Here is a 21,778-nt window from a genome sequence, read left to right as displayed (position 1 = left end):
CGTCACTCCGATCCGGCCGCCGGTTCGGCCGCCGACTCGTCGTTCGACGCGGCAGGTTGCGTTTGATCGTTCCCGCCCTCGAGGCCGTCGTCGCTCTCTGGTTCGTCTCCGGCGTTCTGTGACTCGGCTTGCCCCTCGAGTTCGTTCTCGAGAGCGTCTCCGTCGCCGCCGGCCGAATCGTCACCGGTGTCAGCGTCGCCGGCCGGATCGTCACCAGTATCAGCGTCGCCGGCCGGATCGTCACCAGTATCAGCGTCGCCGGCCGGATCGTCACCAGTATCAGCGTCGCCGGCCGGATCGTCACCAGTATCAGCGTCGCCGGCCGGATCGTCCCCGTTCTCTGCGTCGCCATCGACAGGATCACCTCCATTCTCGATCGGATCGTCGTCGCCCTCGAGGCCGTCACCGTTCTCTGCGTCGTCTCCGATCAGATCGTCCGCACCGGGTTCCGACGGCTCATCTGCGGCGGATTCCGGCTGTTCGTCGTCGGTTTCGTCCGGGCTCGTCGGCTCCTCTTCGGCGGGTTCGGGATCCTGCGGATCGATCTCTCCCGCGGTGGCGGTCTCTGCGACCGGCCAGTCCGTCGGCTCGTAGTCGTAGTTGCTCATGTCGATCTCCCAGACGAGCCGTTCGTCGTCGGTCGCGGGCGTCCACGTGACCGTGAACGCGCCGCCGTCGGCCGACAGTACGTCGACCGGTTCGTCGTCGGTCGATCCTTCGACGAACGAACTCAACACCGCGAGCGAGGCGTCGTTCGGATTGTCGTACTCGAAGGTCACGTCGATGCCCTCGTCGGTCGGCGTCGTCTCCTGGACGTCGATCGCGGGGAGCGCCGGTCGGATCTCCTCGAGACACGCCGAGGCGTCGGGGTTCGGGTAGTCGATCGAACCCGGCGTCGCCTCGGGCGAGCTGATGCCCGTAATCGCCGCGCCGAACTCGCCGGCCGGAACCTCGACGATCGCGCCCTCGTCGGTTTCGGTGATCGCGTGCTCGTCGCCGATCTCGAAGACGATCGTGCCCTCGAACGGAGCGTCGACGTCGTCGCCCACGCTGAGTGCGTACTCACCCATCGTGTTTCCGAAGCCGCCGGACTCGTAGAATCCCGTCGCGACGATGACCGTCTCGCCGTCCTCGTACGAACCCGTCACCTCGGCCCGCGAGCAGTCGACGAACTCGACGTCCGCCGTCCCCGGCGCGTCGTACTCGCCGGCGGACTCCGTCTCGGCGCTGATCGGCTCGTCGTAACCGAAGTTCTCCATCGGAACCTCCCATACCAGACGCTCGTCGTCGTCCTCGGGAGTCCACGCGACGGTGAACTCGTCGGCACCCGGCTCGAGGTCGACAGGCTCGTCGTCGGTCGTCCCCTCGACGAACTCGCCGCCGGTGAGCGCCGCGTCGTTGGGGTTGTCGTAGCTGAAGGTCACGTCGAAGCTTCCCGTCCACTCGACGTCCTCGACGTCGATCGTCGGCTCGTCGGGCTGGATCTCGTCGCCGCAGTCGAGCTCCGGCGGCGGCGACGCGAGCTGTTCTTCCGCGTCGTCGGCGGGGTCGAACCACGGGACGACGAACGAGCCGAACGCGCCCTCGTCGGGAACCTCGAGAACGACCGTCTCGTCGTCGACCCGCTCGACGTCGTACTCCTCGCCGACCGTCATCACGACGGTTCCGGTGAACGGCGCGTCGATCTCCTCGCCGGCCGTGACGCCGGGGAAGACGGTGTCGCCCGGACCGACCGAGTCGTACCAGAGCGTCCGCGGAACGAGCGAGTCGCCATCCTCGAGCGTGCCCGTCACCTCGAGTTCCGTGCAGTCGACGTACTCGACCGAGAGCTCTTCGACCGGCTCCTCGAGCGTGTACTCGATCGTTTCGTTCGCGAGCGTCCCGTCGTCGTCCGTCGAGACAACCGCGACCTCGAGTACGGCGTCGTCCTCGAGTGGCGGCTCGAGGTCGACGGTCTCGTTTTCGACCGGTTCGCCCGCCTCGAAGGGATCGGTCTCGCCGCGTTCGTCGCCGTCCTCGTCGGTGACCGCGAGCGCGTACGCGACCGACGCGTTCGCCTCGTCGACGGTCAGCGTCTCGCCGTCGCCGGTCTGGTTGCTCACCGAGAGCGACACCTCCGGCTCGTCGGCCGGTTCGTCAGGGTCGTCGACCGGGTCGTCGGGCTCTTCTTCCTCGAGCGTGACGAACGCGCCGTCGAGTACCGGCCCGCCGCCGTCGGCGACGTAGGGTTCGTCCTCCGTGCCGTCGGTCTCCGCGTACCGGAACGTCTCGTCGCCGCTCGTGTCGTGGTGGACGACCGCGACCAGCGGTCCGCTCTCCCCGAGCGGCTCGTCGAGCGGGATTTCGACGTCCTCGTGCTCGCCGGGCTCGAGGGAGTCGGAGACGCCGCGGATTCCGTCCGGATCGACGCTCACGTCCGCGCCGTCGTAGACCGCCACGAAGCCGCCTTCCGAGAGCGAGACGTCGTCGACGACGACCGACTCGCCGTCGGATTCCTGATCCGCGAACGAGATCGTGGCCGTCCCCTCGAGTTCCTCGATCGCCTCGAGCTTCTGGACGACGTCTACTTCGACGAACTGAACGAGCCGCGTCTCGTCGTCGGTCCCCTCGTCGACCGCGTAGGCGGTCGCGTCGGCCGCGGTCTCCTGGGTCAGGATCTGGAGTTGGGTCACGCTGATCCGCTGGTACTGGATCGCGCGGGCGGTCTCCGCGCAGGCGCTTCGTGCGGCGGCCTGGAGCTGCGTGACCGTCGCCTCCTGGTGCTGGACGAGGACGCCGCTCGAGGCACCTCGCGCTAGCTGTTGGACCTGCGTCACGTCGACGACCTGCGTCTGCAAGACGGCCCCCTCGCCGGCTCCCCACGCGGCCGCCTGGATCTGCTCGACCTCGACGATCTGTCGCTGGACCGCCGACTCGACGGCTCCCTTCGACGCGCCGGTCGCGGCGTACTGGATCTGCGTGATCGACACCTCCTGGTGCTGGACGAGCGTCCCCTGGGCGCCACCGATCGCGGCGTACTGGATCTGTTCGACGGTCGCCTCCTGGCTCTGCTGAATCGCCCCCTTGGCGGAGCCGAAGGAGGCCTGCTGGATCGCCGCGATCGAAATCCGCTGGACCTGCTCGATTCGAACGGACTGGACCTGGATCAGCGATCCCTTCCCCGCGCCGCGTGCGGCCGCCTGGGTCTGTTCGATCGTCACCTGCTGTTTCTGGACGAGTGCGCCTTTCGCGGCGCCGGCCGCCGCCTTCTGGACCTGCTTGACGTCCACGCGCTGGTGCTGTTCGACCTCGACGAGCTGTTCCTGCTCGTGAGCCACGACGCTACTCCCCTCGAGCGCGCCCGCGGACGCTCCAGCGGCCGCGTGCTGGACGTGCTCGAGGGTCACCTGCTGGCGCTGCTCGACGGTGATCTTCTGGTACTGCTCGAGAGCGCCGTAGGCGGCTCCCTGGGCTGCCTCCTGGATCTTCGGTTTCCGTTCGACGTCGGTTTCGCCGGCCTCGCTCGCCGCGCCGGCAGCCGCGCCGAAGCTCGCGACCTGGATCTGTTCGACCGTGACGCGCTGTTCCTGGGCGAGCGCGCCGTGGGTCGCGCCCCAGGCCGCGCTCTGCATCTGACTCGCCTCGACGGTCTGGTGCTGTGAGAGCGCGCCGCCGACCGCGCCGCCGACCGCACCGCGAAGCCGCTCGGTTCCGTCCTCGTCGTCCGTTTCGACGGCCGCGTCGTCTTCCATCCCCACCGCCGGTTCGTCGTCGGTCGCTCCGGTCCCCATCAGCGAGCCGTGAACTGCACCCTTCGTCGCCTCCTGAACCTGTTCGACGTCGGCCTCCTGGTACTGGGCGACGAACTCGCTCGCACCCTCGAGCGCGGCCGTTCGCTGTTCCTGGCTCACCTCGACGCCCTGGGCCTGTGCGAGTTCGATTCCCTCCTCGACGCCCGCCTCGAGGGCGTCCTCGCGTTCCTGGGCGAGCGACGCCGACGTCGGTTCCGCACCGTCCATCGACACCAGTTCGAGTTCCGACCCGGTCGCCGCCGCATCCGGCTGGTGGGACGCCTCCGTCGCGAGTCCGGAATCGGCCGTTTCGAGTTCGTTCGGCACCGACTGCGTTTCGGCTCCGTCGCTTCCCTCTTCCGTGAACCCACCGAGTCCGCCGCCGAGCAGCGGGAGCGCGAGGACGCTCGTAACCATCACCACGGCGATCAGTCCGACCGATACGCGCGCCCCGCTCATCGATCACGACCCCGCAGTTTCGGTCGTCGGTGTCGGTCGCGACGCCACGTCGTCCGCGCCTGCGGACGAGGTCGCCGATCGACTCGCCGTGACCGCGGCGAACCACTATTGCCTGGACGACCCCATCCCCGGTCCGCACTCGCCGATAGCCCAGACCAGGTCGAGTTCGTCGACCGATTCCCCCGTCCGTCGAACCGCCTGTTCCCGGATGGCATCCGTCCCACGTCACCGGATCGAAACGGCCCATAAGCACCCCGGTCGTTTCGGTTAGCGCTCGGAGACAATCGCCGGTTACGTCACGTGGAGACGCGAAACACCCCTCACACTCGCTCGAGGAGCGTGCCACGACGGTTTCACGAGATCGTCGCTCCCGACGACCGTCGTCGGCGTCGACAGGAACGTTCCATTTCGAACGGAGTTCGCCCGCGAATCGGCCGGTCCCGGTCGGTCGAACCACCGACTCCGTCGACGACGACCGACCTCGTAAATCGAAGTTTTGATTTCGGTTTACGAGAGAAGTGGGGTATGGACACCCACCGAGAGTCAGTCGAGGTCGTCGACGACGCCGTCGTCCGATCGTTCGCTCGAGCCGCGTTACTCGCCGCCCTGATCGGAGCGGCCGCACCCGTGTCGATACCGCTTCCCTTCTCGCCGGTACCGATCACGCTCCAGGTGCTGTTCGTCTTCCTCGCCGGACTCGTCCTCGGACCGGTGTGGGGGCCGATTTCAATCCTGCTGTACATCACCGCCGGCGCGGCCGGACTTCCCATCTTCGCGGAGATGCGAGGCGGCATCGGCGTACTGGTCGGTCACACCGGCGGCTACCTGTGGGGGTATCTGATCGCCGCAGGACTGATCGGTCTGCTCGTCCACCGTGGCACCGACCTGCGCGACCCCGCCGAGGAGCCGCTGCCGGTGGTCGTCGTCGCGCTCGTGGCGGGAACGATCGTCATCTACGGACTCGGGGCGGGCTACATGGCCTGGCTACTCGAACTCGACGCCTGGGAGGCGTTCCTCGCCGGAGTCGCCCCCTTCATCCCCGGCGAGTTGCTCAAGATGGCGGCCGCGATCGCCATCGTCAAAAGCGGTCGGATCGCCCCGATCCAGTCGTGAGTACCCGATGATCGAGTTCCGATCGGTCTCGTACGCGTTCGAGGACGTTCCCGTTCTCGACGAGCTCTCGCTGTCGATCGGCGACGGCGAGTTCGTCGTCCTCGCCGGCGCCAACGGGAGCGGGAAAACAACCCTGTTGCGCCACTGCAACGGGCTGCTCTCGCCCGACGAGGGAACGGTGCTCGTCGACGAGCGACCCGTCGAGGACGATCTGGTGGCGGCGCGATCCAGCATCGGCATGGTCTTTCAACACCCCCGCGACCAGTTCGTCGCCGCGACGATCGACGCGGACGTCGCGTTCGGTCCGGAGAATCTCGGCCTCGAGCGTGCAGAGATCGACCGTCGAGTCGACGCGGCGCTCGAGGCCGTGAACATGACCGGACGAGGTGACGAACGCATCGACAGCCTCTCGGGCGGCGAGCAGGCTCGCGTCGCGATCGCCGGCGCGCTCGCGATGAAGCCGACCCACCTCGTGCTCGACGAGCCGTTCACCGGGCTCGACGAGCCCGCACGCCGATCGGTGCTCTCGCGACTCGAGTCGCTGTCCGCACGCGGCACCGGCGTGCTGCTCGCGACGCACGATCTCCGCGACGTACTCGCGCTCGCGGACCGCGTCGTCGCGATGAGAGACGGCCGCGTCGTTCTCGACGACGCTCCCGACCGAGCGCTCGAGGAACTCGGCGGGCTGGAGGTTCGAGTGCCCTGATGTTGTCCTACGAGCCCGACGATACGGTCGTCCACCGGCTCGATCCGCGGTCGAAGCTCGCGTTTCAGATCGGGTTCGCCGCGGCCGCACTCGCTCACGCCACTCCTCGCGCGCTGATCGCGCTCACCGGGCTGTGCGCGGTCGTGCTCGCAGCCGCGCGCGTGCCGATACGCGAGACGCTCTACGCCTACCGGCTGGCGGTGGCCGTCCTCGCGTTCGTCCCGCTCGTCGCGGCGGTCACGTTCGGTCCGCCCTGGATCGACGTCGACGACGGGATCGTCTCCGCCCGCGCGAGCTACCGCGTGTTCCTCATCCTCCTCGTGAGCGCCGCCTACGTCCGATCGACGCCCGTTCGCCACTCCCGCGCGGCGATCCAGCGAACCGTTCCCGGCAAGCCGGGCCAGATCCTGGGCGTCGGCGTCGCGCTCGTCTTCCGGTTTTTCCCCGTTCTCCAGGCCGACCTCCGGACGATCCGGGAGGCGATGGCCGCGCGTCTCGGCGACGAACGCGGTCCGGTCGAACGCGCCAGCACGATCGCGATACTCGGCTTGACTCGGACGTTCGAGCGAGCCGATCGGCTCGCGCTCGCGCTCCAGGCCCGGTGTTTCGCGTGGAACCCGACGATGCCGCCGCTGACGTTCTCGCGCAGCGACGTTCCCGTTCTGGGACTGTCGGGCGCTCTCGTCCTGGCCGCGTTCCTCTGAGACGGGCTGTCGTCCCGACGCCCCGATGCAACTACAGGGACGGTTCACTCCCACCGAAACTGACGGACAACGGCCCGTACGACGGCGAGCCGAACGACGACCTATCGGTCGTCCGAACGGAACGACGACGGAGTTCCTTCGAGCGCTCGAGCGTCCGCGTCGTCGGCGACCCTGGCGACCGACGGGACGTCGTCCGCGCGCTCGAGTTTCCGCTCGAAAAACGGACGGTGGGCGCGGATCGTCTCTTCGTCCCACTCCCACCACTCGAGGGAGAGCAGTTTCTCCCTGACTTCCCGGGGAAATCGCCATCTGATGCGTTCGGCCGGAACGCCGGCGACGACCGCGTACGGTTCGACGTCGTCCGTGACGACCGATCCCGCGCCGACGATCGCGCCGTCGCCGATCGTCACGCCCGAGAGAATCGTCGTCCGCGTCCCGATCCAGACGTCGTTTCCGACCGTGATCGGTCCGGACGCCGTCGGCGGAAGATCGCTCTCTAACACCTCGTCGTACAGTCGGATCTGGAGCGACGGCTGACGCATCTCGTGGTTCGTCTGCTGGAACGTGGACCGTCTGGCGATCGCACAGTAGTTGCCGACGTCGACGTCGCCGACGACGTCGCAGTTCGGCTCGAGGTTGGTCCCCCTGCCGACGGTGACGTCTCCGTTGAGAACGCAACCGCGGCTCAACCGCGACTTCGGCCCGAGATCGATCGTTCCCCGGAGCAGACACCCCTTCGAAATACGGGCCGACTGCGCGATCTCGAACGAACTCGAGTTCGAGAGTCGCCCCACGAGGTCGTGCGTCACGGGCGGGTATCCGAGTAGCGATAGCGCCCGTTCCACGACGGTTTCGACGGTCACGGTAGTGACGTGCCATCGTCGGGAACTATATATCTCATCGAACAGAGACTGACTTTCGCCGCGAGTGGCCACTCAAAAGGGACGGATACCGTCCCGAAGCGTCTCCCTAGCGGAAGTACGACGATCGGAGCGAGGGGAAACGAGACCCTCGCCTGCCGTCATCCCAACCGCGAGCGATTCGTCGGGGTGGGGGGATGGAATGCAAGCGGATGGGGAGTGCCTCCAGACGTCTCGTCTAGGCAGGCAGTTAGTAGTTATTGGTTATTGCTATTAATTCTTTTGCAGCAGTTCGGCGCTGATTTCATCGGGTCGCGTCTCGGTCACGGTCGAAGACCGACCCGATTCGAGAGACGTGACGATTCGCGATCGGACCGAAAGCCGATCGGTTTTCTGTTGGCCATCGCTCGAACGGGTCCGCGTCTGACGTGACTACACGCTCCGTTCGGTCCGGCGGTACGCGTCGTTCCGCCGTGGCCCAGACGACGAACGGCGCTCACCACTATTCGTCGCACAAGGGAAGCCGACGGCGGGATTTGACCCACGGTCGCAGCGAAGCTGCTCCCTGATTCAAATCCTCCACAGTTTGCTTTGCTCCTCACGGATGTTCGTCGCAAAAGGCAAGCCGGTGGAGGGATTTGAACCCTCGACCTAATCCTTACGAAGGATTCGCTCTGCCAGTCTGAGCTACACCGGCGCGCGCTCGCTCCACCGCATCCGTTTTCACGGGACGTCGGAACGATCGTACTCATTGGTAGGGCCGATACCGGCCATAAGGGTTGCGAATCGCTCCGGTCGTGCGACGACCTGCGGTCGGACGGTCGACGTCGCCGTGACTCCGCCTGACGGCGGTTACGCCCGCTCGAGTCGCACGTCCAGACAGACGTTGAGTTCGTGGGGCGCGTACGAGCGGACGATCCGTTCGGTTTCGATCGAGACGTCGTACGCCGGTTCCGCCGCGTCGCGGATCGCACGCTCGCCGGGACCGAACGGATCGTCCTCGTGCTGGATGTCGTAGTAGTGGAGCAGACAGTCGTCGCTGGCGACGGTGGCGGCGCTCTCGAGGAACTCGTCGGCGCTGTGGGGCAGGTTCATCACGACGCGGTCGGCCCACCCTTCGTAGTCCGGGGCGACCTCGCGGACGTCGCCGTGGACGGCCGTCACGCGCGCATCGACGTCGTTTCGCCGGGCGTTTTCGCGGAGGTAGGCGATCGCGTCCTCGTTGACGTCGACGCCGACGCACTCCGCGCCGCGTTTGGCGAACGGGATCACGAACGGCCCGACGCCGGCGAACATGTCGAACGCGCGTTCGCCCTCGGCGACGGTTTCGGCGACGCGGTGGCGTTCCGTCGCGAGACGCGGCGAGAAGTAGACGGCGGCGAGGTCGAGCGCGAACTCACAGCCGTACTCGCGGTGGACGACTTCGGTGTCCGCGCCGGCGAGGACGTCCCAGTCACGGACGCGCGTCTCGCCTTTGATCTTCGAGGCTTTGTTCACCACCGTGTCGACCGGGAGGTCGGACTCGAGGACGGCGTCGGCGACCGTCCGCGCGCGCTCGGGATCGTCCTCGTCCAGCAGGACGGCTCGGCCGAGGCGCTCGTAGGAGGGATCGAAGCCGAGCAGATCGGCGGGCGTCGTCTGTGCGTCGCGCTCCTCGCCGGGTCGGCACACGACCTCGAACTCGACCGGGACGGCGTCCGGGTCGGCCACCGGAATGTAGAGGTCCTGGCCCTCGACGTCGATCTCGTACCCGTCGTCGATCAGATCGGCGTCGGCCAGCTCGCGACGGGTCGCCTCCCCGCGGTCGCGCGCCACCCGGACGAACGGGACTTCCATACGCAGTTTCGTCCGAGGACCGCCGTAACGCTGACGTTTTCTCCGCACGGGAGAACGCTCGTGGCCGGATTCGTCGGGGAACGGACGATCCGACGCGCCGACCGGTGACGAAGCGCTTTCGGGGTTGCGTCGACGAGAGGCGGATATGGGCGTTCGCATGCGGCTGACGACGGTCGAGACGGTCCACGACGAACGATCGTGGCTGTTTACCGTCCGCGATCAGTACGGCGAGAAAGAGGAAGTGATTCTGGTTCCCTGTGAAGGCGGCGTCGAAGCGTGGATCAACCGCTGTACGCACGAGTCTCAACGACTCGATACGGGCACCGGTGCGGCGATGCGCGACGGTAGCATTATCTGTCCGAAACACGGTTCGATCTTCGACTCGTGTTCGGGCTACTGCGACAACGGCAACGCCGCGGAGACGACGCTCTCGTCCGTCGAGATCACCGTCGACGGGGACGACGTCTACCTGACCGACGACGCCGTCACCTACCTACACGACGGCGGGATCGACGACGGCGACGACGACGGACCCGCGTCGACGTCGCACCTCTCGTTCTGACGGGTACCAAATCGTTTTCTCCATCCCTCGAGATGCCGCGGTATGGACCGTCGAACCGTCTCGAGCGGAACCGAGTGGGAGCCAGTGGTCGGATACTCGCGTGCCGTCCGCGTCGGCTCGCAGGTACACGTCGCCGGAACGACCGCGACCGACGACGACGGCGACGTCGTCGGTCGCGACGATCCGTACGCTCAGACGAAGCGCGCACTCGAGATCGTCGCGGAGACGCTAGCGGAGGCCGATTCGGCGATCGAGGACGTGGTTCGAACGCGGCTGTACGTGACGGATATCGACGACTGGGAGGAGATCGGACGAGCACACGGCGACGTCTTCGAGGAGGTACGCCCGGCGGCGACCATGGTGGAGGTCGACCGCCTGATCGATCCCGATCACCTGGTCGAAATCGAAGCGGTGGCCATCGTCGACGACGAACTCGAGTAACGCCTCGTCCTTCCGACGAACGTTGTGGCACGATCATCGAACGAGGGTGAGATTCCAGAGCGCGCGTGCTCGCAGTGACTCGAGCTAGTCGCGGTCGGTGCGCGACGCAAGAAGGTGAGAGCGGAGCTCTCTCACATGCCGATTCGGCTCTCGCAGTCATCCGGGATGTTACGAGAGCGTAGACTGACCACGAACGCTCCCGTTCCGTCCGACAGGAACTCACCTGGGATTGCAGCGTTCCGAAGGAGGCCCGGAACACGAACCGATTCCACGCCCCGGTCGCTCCGGGACGCAGTCGGTGCTACAACGCACCGATATTTAAAATTGGCTAATCTAAAATGGAGTTTAGACTAAGGTAATAATTGGTGTTTTCGAGCGTTTCACCGACCGCAGACAGTCCTCGAGCGCGATGAAGGGGTTGGCTGATCGAACGGAGCGTCGGGGAACAGCGGATCAAACCGTCACCTGCCCGGTAACAGGGCAGAGAGGAGGAGAGCCAGTACGTAGAGGGCGATCGCGACGAGTATGATCATCGCACCGGTCGCGATGTCCCACGAGTACGAGAGGAAGATACCGCCGAAGACGGCCGCCTGTCCGAGCAGTACCGAGAGGAGGAGACCGCGATCGAAGCTGTCGGTGAGCAACATCGCGGCCGCGACCGGGATAACGAGCATCCCGGCGACGAGAATCGCGCCGAGGATCTGCATCGCGGCGACGACGACCAGCGCGGTCAGGACGATCAACAGCGTGTCGTAGAACGCGACGTTGATTCGTGCGAGACGTGCAGCCTCGCGATCGAACGTGATGAACAACAACTGCTTGTGCGTGAGCGCGATCGTGCCGACGACGACGAGCGTCAACGCAACCATCAACTGGACGTTCTCGAACGGAACAAACAGGATGTCTCCGAACAGGTAGCTCTCGACCGTCGCGTGAAACGTCACGCCGTAGGAGATGACGGCGATTCCGAGCGCGAAGCCGCCGGTGAGCATGATCGCAATCGGGATGTCAGCGTAGCCGTCGGTCCTGACGGCGACGTACTGCATCGCGAGCGCGGCGATCGTCGCGACGACCAGGGCGAACGCCAGCGGATAGTCGAACCGGGGAGCGGCCGCACCGACGAACAGTCCGATCGCGACGCCGCCGAACGCCGTGTGCGCGAGCGCCTCGCCGATCAACGCCATCTGTCGGTTGACGAGATACGCGCCGACGACTGGAGCGGTGATTCCGATCAGAATGCCCGCGGTGAACCCACGCTGGAGAAAGCCGCTACAGACGAGCCAGGTGTCGGCGGCGGTACACGCGCTTCCCCAGAAGGCGTCGTAGAGGGCTGGAAACACCGTGAGGATGAACGCGGCGGAGACGGTCATCATCACGACGAGGCTTCCAAGGACCGCGTACTCCTCCCGGGCGGTGAGACGACGGACGACGCACTCGGCGACCATCGTCAATCACCCGCGGCGGGTGCCCACGAACTGGCGACCCGCGCCGAACTGTAGACGCGCTCTAACACACCGCTTTCGAGGAACTGTTCGGTCTCGCAGTGTTCGTACAGTTCGCAGTCGAGACAGGCCATCGTCTCGGCGTACTCGGCGACGACGCCGATGTCGTGTTCGATCAGGACGATCGTGATCCCGTTGTCGTTGAGTTCGTCGAGCAGGTCGTAGAACCGGTCGACGGAGTCTGCGTCGACGCCCACGGTCGGTTCGTCGAGCGCGAGCAGATCGGCTTCGGAGGCGAGCGCCCGCGCGATGTACGCCCGCTGTTTCTGTCCGCCGGAGAGTTGACTGATCCGCCGGCCGGCGAGGTGATCCATCTCGACTCGCGCGAGCGAGTCGTCGACGATCCGGTGGTCGTCGCCGGTCAACCTGCGCAACCCCGCATGGGGATACCGGCCCATCTCGACCACTTCGCGAACCGTGACGGGCATCATCGAGTCGGCTTCCGAAGACTGCTGTGAGACGTAGCCGAGACGGGCGCCGTCCGCGAACGCCGAAGCCGGCGTACCGAAGAGTTCGACCGATCCGGTATCGGGTGCTCGCAGACCGAGCATGATCTTCAACAGCGTCGTCTTTCCCGAACCGTTCGGACCGATCAACCCGAGAAACTCCCCTTCGTCGACCGAGAGTGTGACGTCTCTCACGACGGGTCGATGGTCGTAGGCGAAACTCACGTCCTCGAGGGCGATTGCAGTAGTCATAATTATCAGTATGGTGAATCGTAATTCAATTTTTGTGTAGGCTATACTCGGTATTTGTGCCGGCTAAATCACTGCGTTTGGAGCGCCTCCTCGAGCGTCGGGAAGTTCACCTCGCGGTAGTGGTCGACGTATCCCCAGTCCTGTTCGTGGTACTCCGGAAGCTGGGTCTCGACGGGCGAGATCGGAAGCACGTCGGCGCCGGTTTCGGCCGCGATCGATTCGGCCAGATTGTCGGGTTCCCCGACGTCGTAGAGGACGTGTTCGAGGTCGTACTCGTCCATGACGTTCTCGATCTCTTCGACGTCTCGAGCCGACGCCTCGTCGTCGGGGGACGTGCCGACGGGCGAGTAGATGTCGATGTCGTACCGTCGGTGCCACCACTGGAACGAATCGTGGGTTCCGACGATCAACTGATCGACGGTTGCGCGGTCGACGATGTCTTCGAACTCTTCGTGAACCGCCTGTAGCTCCTCGTTGAACGCGGCGGCGTTCGCCTCGTACTCGTCGGCGTGGTCCGGATCGAACGCCGCGAGCTCGTCCGCGACGTTGTCGACCATCGTCTGGTACTCGAGAGGATCCATCCAGACGTGCTCGTCGTCGTCTTCAGCCGGGCTGTCGAAGAACTCGATTCCCTCGGCCGCCTCGATCACGTGCACGTCGTCGTCGGACTCGAGTTCCGACGCGGCGTCGTCCTGCCAGCTGGCGAACTCGCGGAGATAGATGAAGACGTCGGAGCCCTCGATGTCGGAGACGACGCCCGGGCCGGGATCGAACTCGTGGCCGTGTTGGCCGATCGGAACGAGGTCGACCACCTCCATTCGATCACCGGCGACGTTGCGCGTCAGGTCCCACAGCGCCAGAAAGCCGGTCGAGACGGTGTACTGGGTATCGCCGGCTCCGTTACCGGTGTCGTCGGTAGCGGTTCCAGCCCCGTCGTCGGATTCGTCCTCCGGCTCGCCGGCGTCGTCCTGTGGATCGTCACCGAGACAGCCAGCGACACCAGCGGCGAGTCCGCTCGCGCCGACCAGCGCGTTCCGTCTCGTGATCCGGTACCGTTCCGCGTCGACCGTATCGTCTACCATGACTCGGTATTGTCCGCCCTAAATGAAATAGCTTACTATGCAACAAATTCGATTAGGCTCGTCTAATCCTCCGTAGTCAGTAGCTGACACCGACGTCTCCCGTGGGAACCGAGCGACCGCGCAGGGCGACGGAACGGAGTCCTCACGGCCGATCGCACACGGCGGTGACGACACGCAATCTTATAATCTCGTTACCGACTACGGCGAGTATGCTCACGTTCATCGGTCTCGGTCTGTACGACGAACGGTCGATCACCGTCGAGGGACGAGACGCCCTCCGGAGTGCCGACCGCGTCTACGCCGAATTCTACACCAGCGAACTGATCGGGACGACCGTCGCGGACCTCGAGTCTTACCACGACGTCGAAATCGACGTGCGCGATCGGGCCGGCGTCGAGCAACGCCCGGACGACATCCTCGAGGCGGCAGAAACCGAGGACGTCGCCTTCCTGACCGCCGGCGACACGATGATCTCGACGACGCACGTCGACCTCAGGCTCCGCGCACGCGACCGGGGGCTCGAGACGCGCGTGATCCACGGCGTCACGGCCCAGACGGCGACCAGCGCGCTCACCGGCCTGCAGAACTACCGCTTCGGGAAGGCCACGACGCTGCCGTTTCCGTACGCCCACGGTGCCGACGGGCTCCCGGCGAGCGTAACCGACACGATCGACGACAATCGCGCGGACGGCCTCCACACGGTCGTCTACCTCGACATCAAGGTTGGACACGAGCGCGTCGAGGAGGACGAGTACATGACCGCCGACATCGGCGCCGACCTACTCGCCGACGCGTACCCCGATCTCGTGGGAGTCGCTGTCGCTCGCGCGGGCAGCCCCGCTCCGCTCGTCGAGGCGGGGACGATGGCCGATCTCGCGGAGCGCGAGTTCGGCGACCCGCTGCACCTGCTCGTGATTCCCGGGGAGTGTCACCCCCTCGAGGCCGACGCGCTGGTCGAACTCGCCGGCGCGGATCGTGAGGCGCTCGAGGTCGCCTGATACGGTCTGCTGTAACGGTCTGCTGTAACGGTTTGTGAGACGGGATCGAAGCGGCGGGCGACGAGCGCTTCGAACGCGGGAGAAGGGAACGTTCCGGTAGTGACGTCTTACAGCCGCTCGATGACGGCGTCCGTCACGTCTTCGGTCGAGGCGTCGCCGCCGAGATCCGGCGTCCGCGGACCGTCCTCGAGGACCGCTTCGACGGCGTCCCGGATGCGCTGGCCCTCGTCGTCGTGACCCAGATACTCGAGCATCATCGCGGCGGAGACGATCGTCGCCGCGGGGTTGGCGACGCCCTCGCCCGCGATGTCGGGCGCGGAGCCGTGGACGGGTTCGAACAGTCCCCGGTCGGGGCCGATGTTGGCGCTGGGGAGCATGCCGAGCCCGCCGACGAGCCCGGCCGCCAGATCCGAGAGGACGTCGCCCGCGAGGTTCGGACAGACGACGACGTCGAACTGGGTGGGATCGAGACAGACGTGCGTCGCGAACGCGTCCATCAACACTTCCTCGGTCTCGACGCCGCGTTCCTCGGCGACCGAGACGACCGAATCGCGAAAGCGGCCGTCGGTCTCGCGCATCACGTTCGCCTTGTGGGCGACGTGAAAGCCGTCGTAACCGCCGTCTTCGACGAACTCGCAGGCGAACTCGGCCAGCCGTTCGGAGGCCGAGGACGTGACCACGCGCGTCAGCGTCGAGAGGTCGTCGCTCAGTCGATCTTCGTGTCCGGAGTAGACGCCCTCGGTGTTCTCGCGGAGAAAGACCAGGTCGGTCTCGGGTCGAAGCGCGTCGACGCCCGGATACGCCGTCGCGGGCCGGACGTTGACGAACGAGTCGACCGCCGTCCGAAGCGGCAGAATGACGTCCGCCGCCGTCTCCCCGGCCGCCCCGAACAGGGTTGCGTCCGTCGACGCCGCGAGTTCGTACGTCTCCTCGGGCAGGGCCTCGCCCGTCTCCGCCAGGACGTGGTCGCCAGCGTCGGCCTCGTGGAACTCGAACGCGAGGTCGAGGAACTCGAGGACGCGGACGGCCGCGGGCGTAACTTCCTGTCCGATGCCATCGCCTGGGATAACGACGATCTCGTGTGTCATAGTGTCGCGGTGGCACCGGGGTGGGGAAAGTGATTCGGTTCGACGTGCTCGAGCGGCCGCTCAGTCCGCCGCCCCGACAGGGAAACTTCCATACTGGACCTTCCCCTATCGTGTCCTATGAATACGGATGCCAGAGTGCAAGTTGGCGAAGTGATGTCGAGCCCGCTCGAAACCATTTCGAAGAACGCGACGGTGCAAGACGCGGCAAAGCGGATGCGAGACGAGGAGATCAGCGCGCTTGTCGTGACCACCGATCCGCCGTCGATCGTCACCAGCACGGACGTCCTCACGGTCGCCGCCGACGGACGCAACGCCGGCGACGTGCCGGTGACCGACGTGATGACCGAGTCGGTCGAGACCGTCCCGCCGGACATCTACTTAGAGGAGGTCGCCGCGATGCTGACCACCTTCGGGATCAAACACCTCCCGGTGACCAACAACGACGACGAGTACGTCGGCATGGTCTCCTCGACGGACGTGACCGCACAGCTCTCGTAACCGGGAATCCACCTATTCGACGGATTCGACGGGCAATCCGCCCCTCGTTCGGTGACGGTCGAGTATCGCGACCGATGGTTGTCGGCGACGGCGTCTCGAGGGTCACCTCGCGGAACGAACTGCTGGACGAACCCGACGCGAGCGAGGGCGAGACTCGAGCAGCGCGGCCAGCGCCTCGGGATCGGCGGTCTCGGACAGCGGTGGCAGCGCCGTACGCTCGCGGTCTTCACGGCCCGCGACACGACCGGGTGCCGTGGCGATAGCCGGGTGCATCGCCGTCGGGGAGTTCGATGATTCTCGCGGCGAACGTCGACTCGCAGTCCGGACACGTGACCGGACCGTCGGTCGTCGCTCCGCGGAGGTCGGTACCGCAATCGCAGTGGATGGTGATTCTCGAGGCCATGTCTGTCTCCGTTCGTCGGCCCCGACGCGGCGGTACGCAACCCAGCGTGAGAACCAGCCACAGTTGCGACTGGGTCGGCGGGACGTCGGCAGGTCTTTATTTCGCCAACGTCAATGGTGGATTGCTCCCGCTACGCGGGGGCAAGTGTATGAGCCGGAGTGTCATGCTTGGCCGCTGAACTCCGGCTCGGCGCACTTTCGTGCGCGTTTGTTCGGTACGCAACCAATCGTAAAGAACGTTAGGATACTGACCGGTTGATCGAGTAGAGGTCTCCGGAGACGAGCGGCGAGCTATCGATGCCTACGGAACCTCACCGACGATATCACGTAAGTCGTCCGGACAGGACCATGCGAAGCACTGTCCGTGGAGTTCGAAGATGCGGAATTCGTTGAGGTGAACCCAGCTGTACGAAACGGGTGCGCGTTCGCTGTCTTCACGATCTTCCAGTCGTTCGATGACGTCTGCTTTCGTGAGGGTGATGTCGTTGTTGCTGGCTGCTGTGACGAGCGAGTCGAGTTCTTCTTCGGTAGTAGAGTCGTCGAGGTCGTCATTGAAGTAGACGGACGCTGCTGCGGCGACGACAGCTGCTTCGGTAGTAAGATTTCGTTTAGTCATCCACGCGTAGTCTCGAGGCAGGACGTATGATTTGTCGAAGTACGGCGTGGTGCTGATTTTTCCGAGTTCGGTGATTTCACCGCCGGCGTCCTGTTCGTAGACGGCGACGATGGTGTCGGCGTGCGTAGCCAGTACGTTGAATCGAATGCGAAAGACGGGGAGCCGGTCGATATCTAATTCCGGGAGATCGGCCATCAGAAACGCGTACGTCCCAAGGCGCTTGTCTAGTTCGTTCTGGACGATGCGGAGCCGTCGAAGGTACGGGTCGCGGTAGCTGCCGAGAACGAAATACGACTCTTCGGGAGTGTGGAGGTGCGGGAGTTCTCGGTTGGCAAATCCCAGTATTTCCGACGTTTCGTGAGGCTCTAGTTCGAGGCCCTGGAGTGCGTCGTCCACGCTCTCCATGATCTCTGCCGCGTTCGGAGGGGGACCGGGATCGGACATAGACTAAATTTCACGAGGAGTGACCATATAGGTTGCTAATTGATGTTCCTAATACGCTATTTGACCACATCGGTTGACCCAAAGTATTATTCGCGTCGCCGGGCTACTTCCTCGTGAGACTATGAGTGACGCGCCTGCCGTGGAGGGTGACGGTCCGTTCGAGGAACAACGGCAGATCTATGAGTTGCTTTCCCAGGAGACGCGACACTTGATCCTGCAGCACATCCTTGGTCACCCGGCACATCTCCCGTCACTCGATGAGTTGGCGTATATGATGCCGAAAAACAAGGCTGCAATCAGGGACCAGCTGGAGGTGCTCACTGACAGCGGCATCATCGACTGTTATCGGCACCCACCGAACGAGGATTCACGCGATCTTCCATCGCAGTTCTACGGTCCGACTGAACACGGTGTAGAGATCCTCTACGAGTATAATTATCTCCGAGGACTCCCCGTCGCCCGCGCCCTCTACGATAATACGCGCCTCTCGGAGAAAGCTCAACGACACCGAGATGCCCCGCGTCCGGAGCTTCCGGAACAGATCACGGACACCCTCCGGATTGACACGAACGGCCGGACCGATTTCGGCCGCGTAGAGACGTACATTCGTGAACGAAAGGCAAACACGCACAGTATCGACGATCAGATAACCGTTGCAAGGGCGTTCTACGACGCCGGTATCGGTCCGGATGGCGAGAGTGTCAAACGAACTGAGCTGCTGGACTCGCTCGATGTCGATATCGAATACCAACCGCAGACGGTGCTGAATCACCTGGTGGATGTCGGGGTGCTCGATCAGACGGCACCCTCTGGGCCGGACGTCTTTGCGATTAGCGAACGGCTCGACGAAATCGTGAATGGCCAAGTGACCGAAGAGGCGGAGACGAATTTGGATGCACTCATCGCGCATATTGACGACGAACTGCAGGTTACGTCGCTTTCGGCGGACGCTGCGGAACGAGATGAACCGCAAACGCGTGCTTCAGGGCCGTCTGTAGCAATCGCCGACGGAGCCGGTCGAACGGTTCGGAGCATCCTCGCTTCCGAGTTCGGTATCGAGCCGGAGCGAGTCGCGGACTTCCTTCGATCTGGCGATCCGGTGGATCGACTCAACACGGCTGTCGAAGCAATCGACTCCTCTGACGAAGTCACGAAGTCGGAGGAGTACGGGCAAATCGTATTCGTCCAACCGGCGTACCGATACCGGCTGACCGAACGGGCGATGGAACTCGTGTGACTGCGATAGTATGGATGAACAGGCGTAAAATCCCGCGCCCCTCGAGGCAAGAGCATCAAGCAAACGAAACGATAGTACCGGTCCAAACTATCACCCCCGGCGGTACACTGTACCGGCCCCGTACTCTCGCGCCCGTGCAGCCACACTACAAGCTTCGACCGCGAAGCCGCAGCATACTGGACTGTGCGATTCGGGTCGCCCTCGAGCGCGACAACTGCACCAACATCTAGCGCGAGGACGGCTGCTCGAGCCGACGTAGTGTACGACGATCGGAAAAAGTCGCACTCAAGCGAACCAATCCGTCTACTCGGCTTCCGGAATCGCCGACTCCTCGACGTACGGCAGTTCCTCGGCCGTCTTTCGCACTTCGCCCGCGTTGGCCTTCATCAGCGCCGTGGTGTCCCAGACGCCCTCGACGAGCGCCTTGCGCTGGGCCTCGTCGACGGTGACGTCGATGGTCTCTCCGCCGTAGGTGACGGTTTCGGCCTCGACGTCGATCTCGAGTTCGCCGTCGGGGTTCGCGTCGACCCACTCCTGGAGCTCCTCGATCGTCTCGCTGTCGGCGGTGACGGTCGGGATGCCGAGCGCGAGGCAGTTGCCCGCGAAGATCTCGGCGAAGCTCTCGCCGATGAGCGCGTCGATCCCCCAGCGCATCAGCGCCTGGGGTGCGTGCTCGCGCGAGGACCCACAGCCGAAGTTGGCGTTGACGACCATCACCGACGAATCCTGAAACCGCTCCTCGTTGAACGGGTGGTCTTTGAGGTCGTCGTTTTCGTCGAACCGGAGGTCGAAGAACGCGAACTCGCCCAGCCCGTCGAAGGTGACGACCTTCATAAACCGGGCGGGGATGATCTGGTCCGTGTCGATGTCGTTGCCGCGGATCGGGACGCCCGAGCCGGAGACGTAATCGACTTCGGGAATCTCGACGTCGTCGCCGCCGTCGGTTCGGATCTCCCGAACCTCGGCGTCGCGGCTCGCGGGCGTTCGCCCGCTCGCTTGTTCCGAGGACTCACTTCGTTCGGCCTCGCTCCTCATACCGTGGTCACCTCCTTCAGGTCGCGCACGTCGGTTACCTCGCCTTCGATCGCCGCCGCGGCGACCATCTGCGGGTTCATCAGGATCGTTCGGCCGTCCTTCGAGCCCTGGCGGCCGACGAAGTTCCGGTTCGAGGAGGAGGCGCAGGCCTCGTCGCCCTCGAGTTGGTCCTCGTTCATGCCGAGACACATCGAACAGCCGGCGTTGCGCCACTCGAAGCCGGCCTCCTCGAAGACGTCCTTGAGCCCCTCCTCCTCGGCGGTCCGCTGGACGCGCTGGCTGCCGGGGACGACGAGCGCCCGGACGTCGTCGTGAACCTGCCGACCCTCGACGATTTCCGCCGCGCGACGGAGGTCGGGGAGGCGGGCGTTGGTACACGAGCCGAGGAAGGTGACGTCGATCTCGTAGCCCTCCATCGTCTCGCCCGGTTCGACGCGCATGTGCTCCTGGGCGCGTCGGGCGGTGTCTTGCTTGTCTTCGGGCAGCTCCTCGGGTGCCGGAATCGGCTCCGTGATGCCGATTCCCTGGCCGGGAGTCGTCCCCCAGGTGACGACCGGCTCGAGTTCGTCGGCGTCGATCGTGACGACGTCGTCGTACTCCGCGTCGGAATCCGAGCGAATGGACTCCCAGTACGGTTTGAGCTCGTCGAACTTCTCGGGGTTCTCCTGAAAGTAGTCGGTCTCTTTCAGCCACTCGTAGGTGGTCTCGTCGGGATTGACGTAGCCCGCGCGAGCGCCGCCCTCGATCGACATGTTGCAGATCGACATCCGACCCTCCATGCCGAGCGACTCGATCGCGGAGCCGGCGTACTCGTAGACGTAGCCGACGCCGCCCTCGGTGCCGAGCCGGCGGATGATCTCGAGGATAACGTCTTTGGCCTCGACGCCCTCGCCCAGTTCGCCGTCGACTTCGATCTTGCGGACCTTCTGTTTCTCGAAGGCGAGCGTTCCCGTCGCGAGCACGTCCCGGATCTGGCTGGTGCCGATCCCGAACGCCAGCGCGCCGAACGCGCCGTGGGTGCTCGTGTGGCTGTCGCCACAGACGATCGTCTTGCCCGGCTGGGTCAGCCCCTGCTCGGGGCCGATGACGTGGACGATCCCCTGGTCGCCGGAGGTCGGATCGGAGAAGTCGATGCCGGCCTCGCGGACGTTCTCCTCGAGTTCGGACATCATCTCCTCGGCGGCGTCCTCGTCGTACGGACGGGACTGATCGGACGTCGGGACGATGTGGTCGACCGTCGCGTGGGTGAGTTCGGGGTACGCGACCTCGAGGTCGCGCTCGCGCAGCATGCCGAACGCCTGCGGGCTGGTCACCTCGTGGATGAGGTGGAGGCCGACGAACAGCTGGTCCTGTCCGGTCGGCAGCGTGGTTACCTTGTGACGGTCCCAGACCTTGTCGTACAGCGTTCCCTCGCTCATTCTGCGTCCTCTACTCGATCGTTGCGCTTCCCACGTTCGAAGACGCGGTTCGCGTCGTCGGCGTCGTGGGGCGGCGTGTGATCGACGCTCGCCATCGTCCGGTTCGATTCGTCGTCGGTTCGGTCAGCGTCGGCCGATCGTCGCGCCGGCGTTCGCTCGGGTTCGCCACCGTCGGCGGCGACGATCGGGCCGCGGCTGAACAGGTGACCGGCCGTCCTCCCGGTGTAGGGATTCGTGTGGCTGACGTCGGCCATCGTCCTGTCGTTCTCGGTCGCGTCGGATTTCGATTCCGTCGGTCGTGTCATCGTG

The 21,778-nt window shown here is 65.1% G+C and carries 20 protein-coding genes and 1 tRNA gene; 8 read left to right on the top strand and 13 right to left on the bottom strand.

Annotation, left to right across the window (positions count from 1 at the left end):
• Positions 1–2: 2 nt before the first annotated feature.
• Positions 3–4,229: a DUF7282 domain-containing protein gene (locus EA472_RS07710; RefSeq protein ID WP_124190929.1), complete on the bottom strand. Its 4,227-nt coding sequence runs from the start codon at positions 4,227–4,229 to the stop codon at positions 3–5.
• Between the two features lie 525 nt (positions 4,230–4,754).
• Here EA472_RS07710 and EA472_RS07705 point away from each other — a divergent pair.
• From EA472_RS07705 to EA472_RS07695, 3 genes are read left to right on the top strand one after another with little or no spacing between them, the layout of a single operon-like run.
• The gene (locus EA472_RS07705; protein WP_124190928.1) at positions 4,755–5,342 is read left to right on the top strand and encodes a biotin transporter BioY; all 588 of its coding nucleotides are present in this window, start codon (positions 4,755–4,757) and stop codon (positions 5,340–5,342) included.
• A 7-nt stretch (positions 5,343–5,349) separates the two neighbouring features.
• Positions 5,350–6,048, top strand: a complete 699-nt coding sequence (locus tag EA472_RS07700) for an energy-coupling factor ABC transporter ATP-binding protein (RefSeq protein ID WP_124190927.1) — start codon at positions 5,350–5,352, stop codon at positions 6,046–6,048.
• Positions 6,048–6,752, top strand: a complete 705-nt coding sequence (locus EA472_RS07695) for an energy-coupling factor transporter transmembrane component T family protein (RefSeq protein WP_124190926.1) — start codon at positions 6,048–6,050, stop codon at positions 6,750–6,752. Before EA472_RS07700 ends, EA472_RS07695 begins: the two co-directional genes overlap by 1 nt.
• A 101-nt stretch (positions 6,753–6,853) precedes the next feature.
• Here EA472_RS07695 and EA472_RS07690 read toward each other — a convergent pair whose 3' ends face one another.
• The 3 genes from EA472_RS07690 to EA472_RS07680 form a co-directional block, all read right to left on the bottom strand.
• On the bottom strand, positions 6,854–7,615 hold the full coding sequence (locus tag EA472_RS07690; RefSeq protein WP_124190925.1) for a CatB-related O-acetyltransferase: 762 nt from the start codon (positions 7,613–7,615) through the stop codon (positions 6,854–6,856).
• A 620-nt stretch (positions 7,616–8,235) separates the two neighbouring features.
• Positions 8,236–8,309: transfer RNA gene (locus EA472_RS07685), tRNA-Thr, on the bottom strand.
• 155 nt (positions 8,310–8,464) lie between these two features.
• Positions 8,465–9,448 (bottom strand): class I SAM-dependent methyltransferase, encoded by a 984-nt coding sequence (locus EA472_RS07680; RefSeq protein ID WP_124190924.1) that lies wholly within the window; start codon positions 9,446–9,448, stop codon positions 8,465–8,467.
• 145 nt (positions 9,449–9,593) lie between these two features.
• Here EA472_RS07680 and EA472_RS07675 point away from each other — a divergent pair, with 145 nt between their 5' ends.
• Together EA472_RS07675 and EA472_RS07670 are read left to right on the top strand one after the other, a co-directional pair.
• Positions 9,594–10,010: a Rieske (2Fe-2S) protein gene (locus tag EA472_RS07675; protein WP_124190923.1), complete on the top strand. Its 417-nt coding sequence runs from the start codon at positions 9,594–9,596 to the stop codon at positions 10,008–10,010.
• Between the two features lie 42 nt (positions 10,011–10,052).
• Complete coding sequence (locus EA472_RS07670) at positions 10,053–10,451, top strand: RidA family protein (protein WP_124190922.1); 399 nt, start codon at positions 10,053–10,055, stop codon at positions 10,449–10,451.
• A 461-nt stretch (positions 10,452–10,912) separates the two neighbouring features.
• On the opposite strand, the gene EA472_RS07665 is transcribed toward EA472_RS07670, so the two are convergent.
• From EA472_RS07665 to EA472_RS07655, 3 genes are all read right to left on the bottom strand, one after another.
• Positions 10,913–11,896 (bottom strand): metal ABC transporter permease, encoded by a 984-nt coding sequence (locus EA472_RS07665; RefSeq protein WP_124190921.1) that lies wholly within the window; start codon positions 11,894–11,896, stop codon positions 10,913–10,915.
• Between the two features lie 2 nt (positions 11,897–11,898).
• Complete coding sequence (locus EA472_RS07660) at positions 11,899–12,651, bottom strand: metal ABC transporter ATP-binding protein (RefSeq protein ID WP_124190920.1); 753 nt, start codon at positions 12,649–12,651, stop codon at positions 11,899–11,901.
• Between the two features lie 68 nt (positions 12,652–12,719).
• A complete protein-coding gene (locus tag EA472_RS07655; protein ID WP_124190919.1) occupies positions 12,720–13,733 on the bottom strand; it encodes a metal ABC transporter substrate-binding protein in 1,014 nt (337 codons plus the stop codon).
• A 209-nt stretch (positions 13,734–13,942) separates the two neighbouring features.
• On the opposite strand from EA472_RS07655, the gene dph5 reads away from it, so the two are divergent.
• Positions 13,943–14,731: a diphthine synthase gene (gene dph5 / locus EA472_RS07650; protein WP_124190918.1), complete on the top strand. Its 789-nt coding sequence runs from the start codon at positions 13,943–13,945 to the stop codon at positions 14,729–14,731.
• A gap of 107 nt (positions 14,732–14,838) precedes the next feature.
• On the opposite strand, the gene leuB is transcribed toward dph5, so the two are convergent.
• Positions 14,839–15,819 (bottom strand): 3-isopropylmalate dehydrogenase, encoded by a 981-nt coding sequence (gene leuB / locus EA472_RS07645; protein WP_124190917.1) that lies wholly within the window; start codon positions 15,817–15,819, stop codon positions 14,839–14,841.
• A gap of 117 nt (positions 15,820–15,936) precedes the next feature.
• Between leuB and EA472_RS07640 the strand changes: the two genes are divergently transcribed.
• Positions 15,937–16,317: a CBS domain-containing protein gene (locus EA472_RS07640; protein ID WP_243637794.1), complete on the top strand. Its 381-nt coding sequence runs from the start codon at positions 15,937–15,939 to the stop codon at positions 16,315–16,317.
• 226 nt (positions 16,318–16,543) lie between these two features.
• Here the strand turns inward: EA472_RS07640 and EA472_RS22410 are convergent, their stop codons facing one another.
• A complete protein-coding gene (locus EA472_RS22410; protein ID WP_165874845.1) occupies positions 16,544–16,720 on the bottom strand; it encodes a hypothetical protein in 177 nt (58 codons plus the stop codon).
• A 300-nt stretch (positions 16,721–17,020) separates the two neighbouring features.
• Positions 17,021–17,779 carry a hypothetical protein gene (locus EA472_RS07635; RefSeq protein ID WP_124190916.1) on the bottom strand — a complete coding sequence of 253 codons (759 nt, stop codon included), beginning with the start codon at positions 17,777–17,779 and terminating at the stop codon, positions 17,021–17,023.
• Positions 17,780–17,900: 121 nt separating this feature from the next.
• On the opposite strand from EA472_RS07635, the gene EA472_RS22975 reads away from it, so the two are divergent.
• Positions 17,901–19,016 (top strand): hypothetical protein, encoded by a 1,116-nt coding sequence (locus EA472_RS22975; protein ID WP_124190915.1) that lies wholly within the window; start codon positions 17,901–17,903, stop codon positions 19,014–19,016.
• Between the two features lie 303 nt (positions 19,017–19,319).
• Here EA472_RS22975 and leuD read toward each other — a convergent pair whose 3' ends face one another.
• The 3 genes from leuD to EA472_RS07615 are packed head-to-tail and all read right to left on the bottom strand — an operon-like array spanning position 19,320 to position 21,774.
• The gene (leuD, locus tag EA472_RS07625; protein ID WP_124190914.1) at positions 19,320–20,051 is read right to left on the bottom strand and encodes a 3-isopropylmalate dehydratase small subunit; all 732 of its coding nucleotides are present in this window, start codon (positions 20,049–20,051) and stop codon (positions 19,320–19,322) included.
• Positions 20,048–21,469 carry a 3-isopropylmalate dehydratase large subunit gene (gene leuC, locus EA472_RS07620; RefSeq protein WP_124190913.1) on the bottom strand — a complete coding sequence of 474 codons (1,422 nt, stop codon included), beginning with the start codon at positions 21,467–21,469 and terminating at the stop codon, positions 20,048–20,050. The genes leuD and leuC overlap by 4 nt, the downstream gene beginning before the upstream one ends.
• The gene (locus EA472_RS07615) at positions 21,466–21,774 is read right to left on the bottom strand and encodes a hypothetical protein (RefSeq protein ID WP_124190912.1); all 309 of its coding nucleotides are present in this window, start codon (positions 21,772–21,774) and stop codon (positions 21,466–21,468) included. The genes leuC and EA472_RS07615 overlap by 4 nt, the downstream gene beginning before the upstream one ends.
• Positions 21,775–21,778 lie beyond the last annotated feature (4 nt).

It is taken from the genome of Natrarchaeobius oligotrophus (assembly GCF_003841465.1).
GTDB lineage: Archaea > Halobacteriota > Halobacteria > Halobacteriales > Natrialbaceae > Natrarchaeobius > Natrarchaeobius oligotrophus.
The sequence above is the reverse complement of the archived record's forward strand: the minus strand, read 5'-3'. Positions and strand labels throughout refer to the sequence as shown.